This is a genomic window from Paraoerskovia marina DSM 21750, assembly GCF_000701465.1.
GTDB lineage: Bacteria > Actinomycetota > Actinomycetes > Actinomycetales > Cellulomonadaceae > Paraoerskovia > Paraoerskovia marina.
In genome coordinates, this window is sequence record NZ_JNIY01000003.1 from 1,187,040 (window position 1) to 1,200,707 (window position 13,668).

At 71.7% G+C, this 13,668-nt stretch carries 13 protein-coding genes; 9 read left to right on the forward strand and 4 right to left on the reverse strand.

The annotated features are described in order from the left end of the window. Positions 1–47: 47 nt before the first annotated feature. Genes Q343_RS15275 through dapF form a run of 3 tightly spaced genes read left to right on the forward strand, consistent with a single transcriptional unit; the run spans position 48 to position 2,457 of the window. Positions 48–587 carry a hypothetical protein gene (locus tag Q343_RS15275; RefSeq protein ID WP_029252610.1) on the forward strand — a complete coding sequence of 180 codons (540 nt, stop codon included), beginning with the start codon at positions 48–50 and terminating at the stop codon, positions 585–587. Next, a complete protein-coding gene (gene miaA, locus Q343_RS0105635; protein WP_029252611.1) occupies positions 584–1,531 on the forward strand; it encodes a tRNA (adenosine(37)-N6)-dimethylallyltransferase MiaA in 948 nt (315 codons plus the stop codon). Before Q343_RS15275 ends, miaA begins: the two co-directional genes overlap by 4 nt. Next, positions 1,528–2,457, forward strand: coding sequence for a diaminopimelate epimerase (dapF, locus tag Q343_RS0105640; RefSeq protein ID WP_029252612.1), 930 nt, complete (start codon positions 1,528–1,530; stop codon positions 2,455–2,457). Before miaA ends, dapF begins: the two co-directional genes overlap by 4 nt. A 2-nt stretch (positions 2,458–2,459) precedes the next feature. Here dapF and Q343_RS0105645 read toward each other — a convergent pair whose 3' ends face one another. After that, on the reverse strand, positions 2,460–3,095 hold the full coding sequence (locus tag Q343_RS0105645; protein ID WP_029252613.1) for a class I SAM-dependent methyltransferase: 636 nt from the start codon (positions 3,093–3,095) through the stop codon (positions 2,460–2,462). 116 nt (positions 3,096–3,211) lie between these two features. Between Q343_RS0105645 and hflX the strand changes: the two genes are divergently transcribed. The 3 genes from hflX (at position 3,212) to Q343_RS0105660 (ending at position 7,842) form a co-directional block, all read left to right on the forward strand. Beyond that, positions 3,212–4,747 (forward strand): GTPase HflX, encoded by a 1,536-nt coding sequence (gene hflX / locus Q343_RS0105650; RefSeq protein WP_029252614.1) that lies wholly within the window; start codon positions 3,212–3,214, stop codon positions 4,745–4,747. A gap of 64 nt (positions 4,748–4,811) precedes the next feature. Then, complete coding sequence (locus Q343_RS0105655; RefSeq protein WP_029252615.1) at positions 4,812–6,845, forward strand: ATP-dependent DNA helicase; 2,034 nt, start codon at positions 4,812–4,814, stop codon at positions 6,843–6,845. 31 nt (positions 6,846–6,876) lie between these two features. Then, on the forward strand, positions 6,877–7,842 hold the full coding sequence (locus tag Q343_RS0105660; protein WP_029252616.1) for an L-lactate dehydrogenase: 966 nt from the start codon (positions 6,877–6,879) through the stop codon (positions 7,840–7,842). Positions 7,843–7,873: 31 nt separating this feature from the next. On the opposite strand, the gene lexA is transcribed toward Q343_RS0105660, so the two are convergent. Then, positions 7,874–8,611 carry a transcriptional repressor LexA gene (gene lexA / locus Q343_RS0105665; protein WP_029252617.1) on the reverse strand — a complete coding sequence of 246 codons (738 nt, stop codon included), beginning with the start codon at positions 8,609–8,611 and terminating at the stop codon, positions 7,874–7,876. A gap of 203 nt (positions 8,612–8,814) precedes the next feature. Here lexA and Q343_RS0105670 point away from each other — a divergent pair, with 203 nt between their 5' ends. The 3 genes from Q343_RS0105670 to Q343_RS0105680 all read left to right on the forward strand — a co-directional run bounded on the left by Q343_RS0105670 (position 8,815) and on the right by Q343_RS0105680 (position 10,053). Then, positions 8,815–9,168 (forward strand): LysM peptidoglycan-binding domain-containing protein, encoded by a 354-nt coding sequence (locus Q343_RS0105670; protein WP_029252618.1) that lies wholly within the window; start codon positions 8,815–8,817, stop codon positions 9,166–9,168. A gap of 135 nt (positions 9,169–9,303) precedes the next feature. Next, on the forward strand, positions 9,304–9,783 hold the full coding sequence (gene nrdR, locus Q343_RS0105675) for a transcriptional regulator NrdR (RefSeq protein ID WP_029252619.1): 480 nt from the start codon (positions 9,304–9,306) through the stop codon (positions 9,781–9,783). Positions 9,784–9,858: 75 nt separating this feature from the next. Then, complete coding sequence (locus Q343_RS0105680; protein ID WP_029252620.1) at positions 9,859–10,053, forward strand: DUF5302 domain-containing protein; 195 nt, start codon at positions 9,859–9,861, stop codon at positions 10,051–10,053. Between the two features lie 77 nt (positions 10,054–10,130). Here the strand turns inward: Q343_RS0105680 and serA are convergent, their stop codons facing one another. Further along, complete coding sequence (gene serA / locus Q343_RS0105685; protein WP_029252621.1) at positions 10,131–11,330, reverse strand: phosphoglycerate dehydrogenase; 1,200 nt, start codon at positions 11,328–11,330, stop codon at positions 10,131–10,133. Between the two features lie 64 nt (positions 11,331–11,394). Next, positions 11,395–13,638, reverse strand: coding sequence for a HelD family protein (locus tag Q343_RS0105690; RefSeq protein WP_029252622.1), 2,244 nt, complete (start codon positions 13,636–13,638; stop codon positions 11,395–11,397). Between the last annotated feature and the right edge of the window lie 30 nt (positions 13,639–13,668).

Genomic DNA, 13,668 nt, shown 5'->3' on the forward strand with positions numbered 1-13,668 from the left:
TCAGCGTACGCCGCACCGGCGGATTGCGTCCGGGTACCGTTGCGCACGTGCCCGTGACCGCCGTGAGTCTGCCCGCCTCCGCCCTGATGCTGCCCGGGGCGGCCGGGCGCGCGGATCCCCTCGCGCACCTGCGCGCCACCGCGGTCGCCGCGCTGATCGACGCCGTGGGACGGGCCGGTCGCTGCCTGGTCGTCGCACGAGGGAGCGCGACGCGATTTGCCGACCTTCTCCCGGACCTCGGGCAGGCAGGTGGCCCCTGGGTCGACGTCTCGACCGCCCGGTCGGCAGAGACGAAGGCCGTGCCGACCTCGGACGCCCGGGCAGGACTGCAGGCGTCCGTGCTGCTCACCCTGCTCGACACCGTGGCCCCCGTCCTGCCTCGACGCGTGCTCGAGATCGCCGACGACGCCACGGGCGACGAGCTGTCCGCCGTCCTGGTACGCGGCGACGTCGTCCTCGTGGGGGACGACGCCGGTCGCGGCGCGGTCCGGGCGTGCGCCGGCCGGGCCCTCGGACCGGGCCGCAGGGTCGCGTCGGTCCGCGTGGCCGACGAGGAGCTGACCGTCAAGGTCTGGGGGACGCCATGATCATCGCCGTCGTCGGACCGACCGCGACGGGCAAGTCCGACCTCGCGCTGGACATCGCCGAGTCCCTCGCGCCCGCGGAGATCGTCAACGCGGATGCGTACCAGACGTATCGACGCATGGACATCGGCACGGCCAAGGTGCCGCCGGAGGAGCGGCGCGGCGTCCCCCACCATCTCGTCGACGTCCTGGATCCCGATCAGGAGTCCACGGTCGCCGAGTATCAGCGGGACGCGCGCGCGGCGCTCGCGGACATCGCCGCACGGGGCGCGCAACCGGTCGTCGTCGGGGGCTCCGGGCTCTACGTCCGGGCACTTCTCGACCACATGGAGTTCCCGGGCACCGACCCGGTCGTCCGCGCTCACCTCGAGGCCCGGGCGGTGGCTGAGGGCCCGGGCGTGCTGCACGCCGAGCTCGCGCTCCGCGACCCGGAGGCCGCGGAACGCATCGACCCGCGCAACGCGCGACGGGTCGTCCGGGCGCTCGAGGTCGTCGAGGTCACGGGTGAGAGGTTCACGGCCTTTCTCCCGCGGCAGGAGTACGTGTCGCCCGCCGTCCAGATCGGACTGGACTGCGACCGCACCGTGCTCGACGCGCGCGTGGACGCCCGCGTCGAGGCGATGTGGGGTCGGGGTCTGGTCGACGAGGTCCGTCGGATCGCCCCTGCGCTCGGTCGGACGGCGGCTCGTGCGGTCGGCTATGCGGAGGTGCTGGCGATGGACGCCGGAGAGCTCACCCCTGACGAGGCCCGTGCGGCGATCGCGGCGAACACGCGGCGTCTTGCGCGCAAGCAGATGGGATGGTTCGGGCGAGACCCGCGGGTGAACTGGCTCGACGCGCAGTCACCGACCCTGCTCGCGGAAGCGCTGGCGGTCGTCGAGTCCGCCCGCCGCGGGCCCGGACCGGATCCCGGGCCCGCACCGGTACGCCGTAGCCTGGGTGCATGAGCACCGCGCCGCGCCCCACGCTGATTCCCTTCGTCAAGGGGCACGGCACCCGCAACGACTTCGTCCTCGTCGACGACCGTGCGGGCACGCTGGACCTCGACGCCCAGGACGTGCGACGTCTCACGGACCGTCGTTCCGGGGTCGGGGCCGACGGCGTCATCCGACTGGCACCGAGCTCCACGCTGCCCGAGGGGCGCGAGGTGCTCGTGGCCGAGCCGTCCGCCGAGTGGTTCATGGACTACCGGAACGGAGACGGCACGATCGCCGAGATGTGCGGCAACGGCGTGCGGGTGTTCGCCGCCTTCGCGGAGTCGCTCGGCCTCGCCGACTGTGCACGCGCGCCGTTCGTCGTCGCGACCCGCGACGGCGTGAAGCGGGTGACGCGCGACAGCGACGGCTGGTACTGCGTGGACATGGGGGCGTGGCGCTTCCCTGGTGGGCAGGGTGCGGTGACGGACGGGTTCGACGCTCGCGTCCAGGCCGCGGGCTGGACGACGGGGAGGCCCGCCCTCTCCGTCGACCTGGGCAACCCGCACACCGTCGTCGCGATCTCCGACGAGTCCGAGCTCACGGGACTCGACCTCTCGGCCGCACCGCTCGTCGTCCCCGTCCCGGAGACCGGGACGAACGTCGAGCTCGTGGTGCCCCTCGGTGAGCACCGGCGCGACGACGGAGCGGTCGCCGGACGCGTCCGCATGCGGGTGCACGAGCGCGGTGCCGGCGAGACGCAGTCCTGCGGGACGGGAGCCTGTGCCGCGGCGCTCGCCGTCCGGGCGTGGGCGGGCGCCGGGGCGCCCGACGTGTGGTTCGTCGACGTGCCGGGCGGGACCGTTCGCGTGCGGGTCCTGGCCTCGGGCCACGTGGAGCTGGCCGGGCCGGCCGACCTCGTGTTCGCCGGGACGATCGAGCTCTCCGGCCGCCCCTGACGCTACGACGCGCGTGTCACGTGCAGGACCCGAAAGCCCTTGGCGCTCGCGAGCTTCGACGTCGTCAGCCCGGGCAGCGAGTCGTTCATCCACCGCATCAGCGAGTCCGCGCCGAGGTTGCGCTGCACGACCAGGTGCGCGTCGCCGTCGGGGGCGAGCCGGCCGAGCCAGAGCGTGAGCAGCGCGTGGAGCTCCGCCTTGCCCACCCGGATCGGCGGGTTCGACCAGATGCCGTCGAAGACGACGTCGTCCGGCACCTCCTCGGGCGCGACGGCCCGGACGTTGCCCAGACCCAGGCGCTGAGCGTTGCGCCGCGTCAGGTCCAACGACCGCTCGTTGACGTCCACGGCCCAGACCACCGACTCGGGAGCCTGGGTGGCCATCGTCAGGGCGACGGGGCCCCAGCCGCACCCCACGTCGAGGTACTGCCGCGCGGAGCCGTCGGGCCGCGGCGACGCGTCGAGCCCGGGAACCGACCGCAGCAGCACCTGCGTGCCGAGGTCGAGACGCCCGGGGGAGAAGATGCCCGACGCAACCTCGACGGTGACGTCCTCGCCCGCGAGACGCACGTCGATCGTCCGACGCTCCGCGTCCGACGCGGGGCGGGCGGTGAAATAATGCTCAGCAGGGTCGTCCACGGTCGTCGATCCTACGTGCTGACGAAAATCCGCTCGCGCGGGGAATCGCGGACGTGTCACGCTTGTTCTCCCTCGACCGGGCGACCGCGGTCGCCGGCCCCTCCAGAAAGGCGCACATGCCCCAGACACCGTCCGACAACACCCCGAACGACCTCGACGACCACGACGCCGTCGTCGGGCTCCCGGAGCGTGACGTCGCCGACGAGGTCGTGGCACGCGTGCTGGCCCGGGCGGGAACCGCGAGGGCCGAGGGCGGCACCGTCCACTCTGCCCACGACGGCGACCAGCTGGACCTCGCGGAGCGCGCCGCGCTCCGACGGGTCGCGGGGCTCTCCACAGAGCTTCAGGACGTCACCGAGGTCGAGTACCGCCAGCTTCGTCTGGAGAAGGTCGTCCTCGTCGGGCTGTGGGGATCCGACGGCGTGACCGCGGACGACGCCGAGGTCTCCCTGCGTGAGCTCTCGGCGCTCGCGGAGACGGCTGGCTCGGAGGTTCTCGACGGCCTGCTGCAGCGACGGCAGAAGCCCGACCCCGGGACGTATCTCGGGTCCGGGAAGGCCGCGGAACTGGCCGGGATCGTCGCCGCCTGCGGGGCCGACACCGTCGTCGTCGACGCGGAGCTCGCACCGTCGCAGCGGCGGTCGCTGGAGGACGTCGTCAAGGTCAAGGTCATCGACCGGACCGCGCTGATCCTCGACATCTTCGCCCAGCACGCCAAGTCCAGGGAGGGCAAGGCGCAGGTCGAGCTCGCTCAGATGGAGTACATGCTGCCGCGCCTGCGTGGCTGGGGTGAGTCGATGTCCCGCCAGGCGGGCGGACAGGTCGGTGGCGCGGGCGCCGGGATGGGTTCGCGCGGTCCCGGGGAGACGAAGATCGAGCTCGACCGGCGACGCATCCGCACCCGGATGGCCAAGCTGCGTCGGGAGATCGCCGCGATGGCGCCCTCGCGGGCCACCAAACGCGGGTCCAGACGTCGAGGACACATCCCGTCGGTCGCGATCGTCGGCTACACGAACGCCGGGAAGTCCTCCTTGCTCAACGCCCTGACCGGTGCGGGGGTGCTGGTGGAGAACGCGCTCTTCGCGACGCTCGACCCGACGATTCGTCGGGCGCAGACCGAGGACGGGCGCGTTTACACGCTCGCCGACACGGTCGGCTTCGTCAGGAACCTGCCGCACCAGCTCGTCGAGGCCTTCCGGTCGACGCTCGAGGAGGCGGGGGAGGCGGACCTCATGCTGCACGTGGTCGACGCGTCCCACCCCGACCCCGAGGGGCAGATCGCGGCGGTGCGCACCGTGCTTGCCGACGTCCCAGGCGCCGACCGGGTGCCGGAGGTCGTCGTGCTCAACAAGGCCGACGTCGCCGACCCGGAGACCGTGGCCCGGGTCAGGCTGCACGAGCGTCGGACGATCGTCGTCTCGGCCCACGGCGGTGAGGGGATCGACAACCTGCTCGAGCTGATCGCCCGAGAGCTGCCGCGCCCGGCCGTCGAGATCGACGCCGTCGTCCCGTACGACCGCGGCGACCTCGTTCACCGCATCCACGAGGAGGGCGAGATCGACGAGGAGGAACACCTCGGTACGGGAACACGCATCCGCGGCCGTGTCGACGCAGACCTCGCCGCGCAGATCGCGTCCGTGGCCGTGCGCTGACGAGTTCCCCACAGATGGCCCTCCCGGGGATCCTCGGAAGGCTCGCTACCCCTAGGATCGTCGGATGACCAGCGCGGGAGTGGACGAGGCCGACCGGACGGCCGCCGGGACCACGGTCGCGCCCGTGCGTGACCTTCTCGCGACGGCCGTCGCAGCGCTCGGCGGGACCGAACGCGCCGGGCAGACCCGCATGGCCGAGGCGGTCGGCGGTGCGATCGACTCGGGAACGCACCTTCTCGTACAGGCGGGGACCGGCACGGGTAAGTCGCTCGGGTACCTCGTGCCCGCGGTTCGACATGCCGTCGTCGACGACGAGAAGGTCGTCGTCTCGACCGCGACGCTCGCGCTGCAGCGTCAGGTCGTCACCCGTGACCTCCCGCTCGTCGCCGACGCTCTCGCGGGCGAGCTGCCGCGGCGCCCGGACATCGCCCTGCTCAAGGGGTGGAACAACTACGTCTGTGCCCACAAGGTGGGCGGTGGGTACCCCGAGGACGAGCCGGCGCTCTTCGACCTGCCCGGGGCCGAGAGGGCGGGCGGCGCGGAGCACCCTGCTCCCGCCGACGGCGCGGACGCGAGCCTGGGCGCGCAGGTGCTGCGGGCCCGAGAGTGGGCGGCGGCGACGACCACGGGGGACCGCGACGACCTCGTGCCCGGTGTCTCGGACAAGGCATGGCGCCAGGTCTCCGTCTCGACGATGGAGTGCCTGGGCGCCAAGTGCCCCCTGATCGACGACTGCTTCCCCGAGGCCGCGCGGCAACGCGCGAGGGAGGCCGACGTCGTCGTGACGAATCACGCGATGCTGGGCATCGAGGCATCGGGACTCACCCAGATCCTCCCTCCGCACGACGTTCTCGTGGTCGACGAGGCGCACGAGCTGACGGAGCGCGTGACCGCCGCGGCGACCGTCGAGCTGTCCGCCCCGTCCGCCGAGCACGCCGCACGGCTCGCCCGTCGCCACGGTGGGGTCACGACCGACGACCTCGACTCCGCCGCGGCGCTGCTCGGGACGATGCTCGAGGAGCTCCCGCCCGAACGCTTTCCGGCCGGCCTCCCGGACGAGGTCCGCGTGGTGGTCGGTGCGGTCCGGGACGCGGCACGCGGGCTCGTGTCGGCCCTGAAGCCCGAGTCCGGGTCGACGCCCGACCCCGGTCTCAAGCTGGCCCAGGCGTCGGTCCTCGCGCTGCACGACGTCGCCGAGCGGATGGCCGCCGACCCGACCGGGCACGACGTGCTCTGGTGCACCCAGCCGGACGCGTCGTACGGCGGCCCGTCGTCCCCGCGTCTGCACGCAGCCCCGCTCGCGGTGAACGGTCTGATCCGCGAGCACCTCCTCGCCGAGCGGACCGGGGTGCTCACCTCCGCGACACTGGCGCTCGGCGGGAGCTTCGAGCCTGTCGCCCGCTCCCTCGGGCTCGACCCCGAGGAGACGCCGTGGACCGGTGAGGACGTCGGCAGTCCGTTCGACTACGGGCGCCAGGGCATCCTGTACATCGCCCGCAACCTGCCCGCGCCCGGGCGGGACGCGTCGACGGAGCACCAGCTCGACGAGATCGCGGACCTCATGACGGCCGCCGGGGGACGAACCCTGGGACTCTTCTCCTCGCGCCGGGCCGCGACCGTCGCCGCCGACGCGATGCGCGAGCGTCTCGACATCCCGATCCTGTGCCAGGGCGACGATCAGCTCCCGACGCTGGTCCGCCAGTTCGCCGACGACGACGCGACGTCGCTCTTCGGAACTCTCTCGCTCTGGCAGGGAGTCGACGTCCCAGGGCCCGCGTGCAGGCTAGTGCTCATCGACCGCATTCCGTTCCCCCGTCCGGACGACCCGGTGCGGTCGGCCCGCGCCCGCGCGGTGGAGGAGGCCGGCGGGAACGGGTTCATGCAGGTCTCGGCAGCGCATGCGGCGCTCCTCCTGGCACAGGGCTCCGGTCGGCTGGTCCGCTCGATCGACGACCGCGGCGTCGTCGCGGTCCTCGACCCCCGGCTCGCGACGGCCCGCTACGGACAGTTCCTCCTGCGATCCATGCCGCCCTTCTGGCGCACCCACGACCGCTCCACGGTCATCGGTGCCCTCGAACGCCTCGACGCCCTAGGCTAGACACTTCGGATCCGATCCCTGGGAGGGCGCAGTGCAGTCACGGACGACGAAGCTGGCGATCGTCGGCGCGGGAGCCGTCGGTTCCACGATGGCGTATGCGGCGCTGATGCGCGGCGCAGCACGGACGGTGGCCCTCTACGACCTGAATGCCGCAAAGGTCGAGGCCGAGGTGCTCGACCTGCAGCACGGGCTCGAGTTCATGCCCCAGGCGACCGTCCAGGGGTCGGACGACATCTCGGTCTGCGCCGGCGCCGACGTGGTCGTGATCACCGCGGGGGCCAAGCAGCGGCCCGGTCAGTCGCGGCTCGACCTCGCCGACGCGACCATCGGCGTCGTGCGTGCTGTCCTCCCGCCGCTCCTGGAGGTCGCTCCCGACGCGATCTACCTTCTCGTGACGAACCCCGTCGACGTCGTGACCTACGCCGCGCTGCAGACCTCCGGACTGCCCCCGCGTCAGGTCTTCGGGTCAGGCACCGTGCTCGACTCCTCCCGGCTTCGGCAGTCCGTGGCCCAGCACTGCGGGGTGGCCGTGCAGAACGTGCACGCGTACATCGCCGGTGAGCACGGCGACTCGGAGATCCCGCTCTGGTCGAGCGCCACCATCGGTGGCGTGCCGCTGCTGGACTGGCAGGGTCTGCCGGGCCGAGGGTCTCTGACGGCCGCCGACCGCGAGGCGATCGCGCGCGACGTCGTGCAGTCTGCCTATCGCGTGATCGCGGGCAAGGGTGCGACGAACTACGCGATCGGGCTCGCGGGTTCCCGCATCGTCGAGGCCATCCTCGGGGACGAGCACCGCGTGCTCCCGGTCTCGACCCTCATCCAGGGCAACGAGGACCTCGACGGCATCTGCCTCTCTGTCCCGGCACTCGTCGACCGACGCGGCTGCGACGTACGGATCGACGTCCCCCTCAACGACGAAGAGCGTGCAGGGCTTCGGCGTTCGGCGGAGGCGATGCGCGAGACTCTGCAGAAGGTCGGCCTGCGCAACCCCGCCTGAAGCGCTCGGACGGTGTGGCGCAGAGCACGGCTCAGAGGCTGCGGAGGACGGAGACGATCCGTCCGAGAACCTGAGCGTCGTCACCGGGGATCGGCTCGTACGCGTCATTCCGCGGCACGAGCCAGACGTGCCCGTCTGTCCGCCGGAACGTCTTGACGGTCGCCTCACCGTCGATCATCGCGGCGACGATCTCGCCGTTCTCCGCCACCGGCTGGCGGCGGACCACGACCCAGTCGCCGTCGCAGATCGCCGCGTCGACCATCGAGTCTCCGACGACCTTCAGCAGGAACAGCTCGCCGTCGCCGGTGATCTGCCGCGGGAGCGGGAACACGTCTTCGACAACCTGGTCCGCGAGGATCGGGCCGCCGGCCGCGATCCGCCCCACGACGGGGACGTAGGAGGGCCGGGGGGTCGCGTCTGTCGACTCGGGCCCGGAACTCTCGGCCCGGTCGAGAAGTGTGATCGGCGTCGTCGGTGCCGGCTCGAGGGCGGCACCGGCCTGCTGCGGCATCCGGACGACCTCCATCGCGCGCGGACGGTTCGGGTCACGTCGGAGGTATCCCTTGCGCTCCAACGTCATCAGCTGGTGCTTCACGCTGGAGGGACTCGTCAGGCCCACGGCCTCGCCGATCTCGCGCATGCTCGGTGGGTAGCCCCGCGAGTCGACCGACGCCTGGACGGTCTCGAGGACGAGTCTCTGGCGCTCTGACAGCGGTTGCCGCGCCGTCAGAGGATGCACCTCGGCGAGGGGGACGTCTGAACCGGGCACTCGCTCCACTGTTCTCTCCGCTCCGTCGAGGTCGCCGCCGAAAGGCGATGCCTCAGAGTAGGTCAGAACGCCACTTCTTTCAAACACGTGTTCGATCCTGCCGTGTGCGGCGCGCCCCGGTGTGCTATACATCGTACAGATGTTCGACGAACAGGTGTTCGATCAGCCGGGGAAGCTGCTCGAGCTCCGTGAGAGGAGAATCGATGACCACGCTCACTCTGGCCCCCGCGGGGCACAGGCACACCGAAGGATCGCTGTCCTCGCTCCGCCTGACCCGCCGCGGGCGGGTCGTTCTCGCAGCGCTTGCGGCGACGGTCGGTTTCGTCGTCAGCCTCATGGGCGCGCGGGCGGTCGTCGCCGATGCGCCGGCGGCGCCTGTCGAGGTGCGCGAGGTCGTCGTCGAGCCGGGCGACACGCTCTGGTCGTACGCGAGCGAGATGACCGTCGTCGGCGCCGACGTCAGGGACGTCCTGGCGGACATCGTCGAGCTCAACGGTCTGCAGACCTCGACGCTCGAGGTCGGTCAGACGGTGCTGCTCCCCGTCGCCTCCGAGTAGACGCCCCGGGCGCCTGGGGTCACGCGGGCCGACCCGAGGCGTGCGCGGTGTGGCTTCTTGCGGTGCTGGTGCCTTTCGCCGTATTTTCGGGCGCCGGAGCTGTTTCGCTTCGGTACGTTTCGTGCAAGGAGCCCTATGCACTGCCCGTTCTGCCGCAATCCCGACTCGCGTGTCGTGGATTCGCGAACGTCGGAGGACGGGTCGTCGATCCGTCGCCGTCGTCAGTGCCCGGCCTGCCAGCGGCGATTCTCGACGTCCGAGACCGCCAGCCTGTCCGTGGTGAAGAGGTCGGGGGTGACCGAGACCTTCAGTCGGGACAAGATCGTCGGCGGCGTGCGCAAGGCCTGCCAGGGGCGCCCGGTCGACGAGGACGATCTTGCCCTGCTCGCTCAGCAGGTCGAGGAGGCGATCCGGAGCGCCGGCACCGCGGAGATCGACGCGGGAGACGTCGGCCTCGCGATCCTTGGTCCGCTGCGCGATCTCGACGAGGTGGCGTATCTCCGCTTCGCGAGCGTCTACCGCGGGTTCGAGTCCCTCGACGACTTCGAGGCGGCCATCCGTTCACTGCGTGAGGATCATGCCGAGCAGGCTGACGCGGACTCGTCGACGCAATAGTCTCGCGTTTGCCGTCGTGGCGGTGCAGGCTAGGGGCATCGTCGGGTACCGACCCGCGACGAAGGAGGATCGACGATGACTTCAGACTCGAAGGAGGGCGCCCCCGGGGCGCCGTCGGACGAAGCACGAGCCAAGTTCCGCGAGGCACTCGAGCGGAAGCAGGCATCCCGTCACCGGACGGCCGAGGGTGACCGGAACACCGGAGCGGTCCATGGCTCCGAGACCGCCGGGCCGATGCAGCAGCGGACCTTCCGGCGTAAGTCCGGTTAGGACGCCGAGCATCCGCGCACACGCCGATGGCCGCAGACTCTCGAGAGTCTGCGGCCATCGGCGCGTCAGGGGGCGGGTCAGTCCATCACGCGGAGACGGACGGTCTGGTCCATCGCGCGCAGAGCGTCCACCATGACGGGGGAGACGTCGGCACCGATGTCGGTCACCACGTAGCCCAGGCCGCCGCGCGTGGCGAGCAGCTGCCCCTCGATGTTCGTGTCGTGGGCCGAGAGTGTGGAGTTGACCGCGGCGAGCACACCCGGGGTGTTCCGGTGCAGGTGCGCCACGCGCCGGACTCCCGTGGTCTTCTCCAGCGCGAGGTTCGGAAGGTTGACGCTGAGCGTCGTCGAGCCGGTGCTGAGGTAGTCGCGCAGCTTGTTGGCGACGAAGTTCCCGATCGCCTCCTGCGCCTCTTCTGTCGACCCGCCGGTGTGCGGCGTGAGGATGACGTTGCTCAGACCGCGGAGCGGGGACTCGAACGTGTCGCCGCGCTTCTTCGGTTCCGTCGGGAACACGTCGATCGCCGCGCCGGAGATGTGGCCGGACTGGATGCGGTCGCGCAGTCCCTCGACGTCGACGACGAAGCCGCGGGACAGATTGAGCAGGATCGCGCCGCGCTTCATCCGGTCGAGCTCACGGGTGCCGAAGAAGCCCGCGTTTCCCGGGCGGCCGTCGACGTGGAGCGTGACGACGTCGGCGGTCTGGAGGAGCTCGTCCAGCGACGACATGCGGCGGGCGTTGCCGAGGGCGAGCTTCTCGGCGGTGTCGTAGAACACGACGGACATGCCGAGGCTCTCGGCGAGGACGGAGAGCTGCGTGCCGATGTTCCCGTACCCGATGATGCCGAGCGTCCGGCCGCGGACCTCGTGCGCGCCGACCGCAGACTTGTTCCAGACCCCGTCGTGCATCGACTTGTCGAACTCGCTCTGGCGCCGGGTCAGCGAGATGATGTCCGCGATCGCGATCTCGACGACGGAGCGCGTGTTCGAGAACGGCGCGTTGAAGACGGCGACTCCGCGGTCGGCGGCGGCCTCAAGGTCGATCTGGTTGGTCCCGATGCAGAAGGCACCGACGGCGATCAGGTCCGGGGCGTTCGCCACGACCCGGGCCGTCACGTGCGTCTTCGACCGGATCCCGAGGATCTGAACCCCCTGGAGGGCCTCGATGAGCTCGTCCTCGTCCATCGCGCCGCCGTGGTTGATCACCTCGATGCCCGCAGCGGTCAGGATCTCGGTGGCGTCGGGGTGAAGGTTCTCAAGAAGGAGGGCTCGCAGCACCTGCCCATGGTGCGCCGCGACCCGATGGATATGCCGAGTCGTCTTGACACTCGGGACAGATGTATCAGGACGAGGGTTCTATGCCTGGCGGCAGCGCGTCGGCGTGGATCACCACGAGGCGTTGCGTCGGCCGCGTCAGCGCGACGTAGAGGTCGGAGTCACCGCTGCGACGTGCCGTGATCGTCGCCGGCTCCACGACCAGGACGGCGTCGAACTCGAGCCCCTTGGCCGCCTCGGGGGTCAGCAGGACGATCTGCGGGTCGGTGCCCGCGCGCGCCGCCGTCACGGCCGCGGAAGGGTCCAGGTCGTCGAGGGCCACCTCGATCCGGGTGAGGTTCTCGGCCGTCGCGATGACCGCGACGCGGCCGGTGCCGTCGTCCTCGAGGAACGTGTGCGCGGCGTCCTCGAGCCGCCGGACGGTGACGGGCACGGTCTCGTCCGGCGTCCCGACGTGCACGGTCTCGAGCGCGCCGTCGACGTCTCGTGCCGAGGTCAGGGCGGAGACCGGGAGCCCGGCGGTCCGGGCCACCCGCTGGGCGGCGTCCGCGACGGCCCGCGGGGTCCGGTAGTTGACCGTGAGCTCCTTGACCCGGACCGAGCGGCCGAGGGGAGGCTCGAGCGCCGCTCGCCAGTCCCGGGTCCCGGCGGGCGACGACGTCTGGGCGACGTCCCCGACCACCGTGAACGAGCGTGTCGGGCAGCGTCGGGCGAGCATGCGCCAGGCCATCGCGGAGAGCTCTTGCGCCTCGTCCACGACGACATGCCCGTATGTCCACGACCGGTCCTGGGCCGCCCGTTCGGCGGTCGTCAGGCGTGATCCGCCGGCGCTGAACCGGTCGGCGACCGTCTCCGCGTCGACGATGCCGTCGCCGGCGCCGGTCGAGCGCAGCATCTCGCGGGCGTACTCGACCCGCGCTGCGCGTTCGGCGTCCTCGGCGCGGCGGGCGTCGCGAGCGACCTGGTCGTCGACTCCGAGGAGCTCGGCCGCCTCGTCGAGCAGCGGGACGTCGGCGTCGCTCCACGCGCTGCCGCGGGGCCGCAGCAGCGCTCGACGCTCCGGCTCACGCAGCTCGGGCGCGAGCTCTTCGAGGCGTTCGGGCTTCGCGTAGAGGTCCTCGAGGAGCCACTCCGGGCTCATGGGGAGCCATGCCAGGTTCAGCGCCACCCGGATGTCGTGCGAGTGCCGCAGGTCGTCGAGGAGGATCGACCGGTCGTCGCCCTCGATCCTTTCGCCGAGCTGGTCCGAGACCTGGTCGGCGAGGCGCTGGAGCATCTCGCGGACGAAGGTCCGACGCGCCTCGTTGTGAGGCTTCTGGGTGCGCCGTGCGCGGGCGATCGCGTCGCGGACGTCCCTACGCCTTACGACGACGTCGTGCCCCTCCACACGGACGGCCTGGTCGTGCGCCGGTACGCGTTCGCGCCGGCGGACGGCGCGGCGGACGACCCGCGCCATGATCGCCAGGCCTTTGACGCGCGTGGCCTCGGCGGAGTCCGACCCCGTCGCCCGGACACCGGGCAGGAGGTCGCCGACGGTGGTCGAGACGACGCCCGTCTCGCCGAGCGACGGCAGCACCTGGTCGATGTACCGCAGGAACGACGAGCTCGGACCGACCAGGAGCACGCCCGAGCGCTCGAGCGTCCGCCGATGCGCGTAGAGCAGGTAGGCGGCGCGGTGGAGCGCCACGGCGGTCTTCCCGGTCCCTGGGCCGCCCTGGACGACGAGGATTCCGTCGAGCCCGGACCGGATGATCGCGTCCTGCTCGGCCTGGATCGTCGCGACGATGTCGCCCATCTGGCTCGTCCTGCCCGTGGACAGGGCGGCGAGGAGCGCGCCCTCGCCCGAGAGGGTCGACTCGTCCGCCGGGGCGTCGAGGTCGAGGAGCTCGTCCTCGACCCCGGTCACGGTCCGTCGCCGTGTGACCAGGTGGCGCCTGCGGGCGACGCCGTCCGGATGTGCGGAGGTCGCGCGGTAGAACGCCTGCGCGGCCGGAGCCCGCCAGTCCGTCAGGACGGAGGCGTGCTGGTCGTCGGTCAGGCCCAACCTGCCGACGTAGATCGTGCTGTCCGTCTGCAGGTCGAGCCGGCCGAACACGAGCCGGTCCTCGACCGCCTCGAGCTGGGCGAGCCGGTCCTCGTAGAGCGTCGCGAACGAGTCGCGCTCGCTCCGGTTCTGCGGAGAACCCGACGGGCCGGCACGGCGGACGTCGGCGAGGCGTGCGCGAGCCTGTGCCCGGAGGGCGTCGAGGCGCGCATACCTGTCGTCGACGACCCGCTGTTCACGTCTGAGTTCGTCTTGCCGCGTGGCCACGTGATCTCCCGTCTCCTGGCAGCCGTCCAT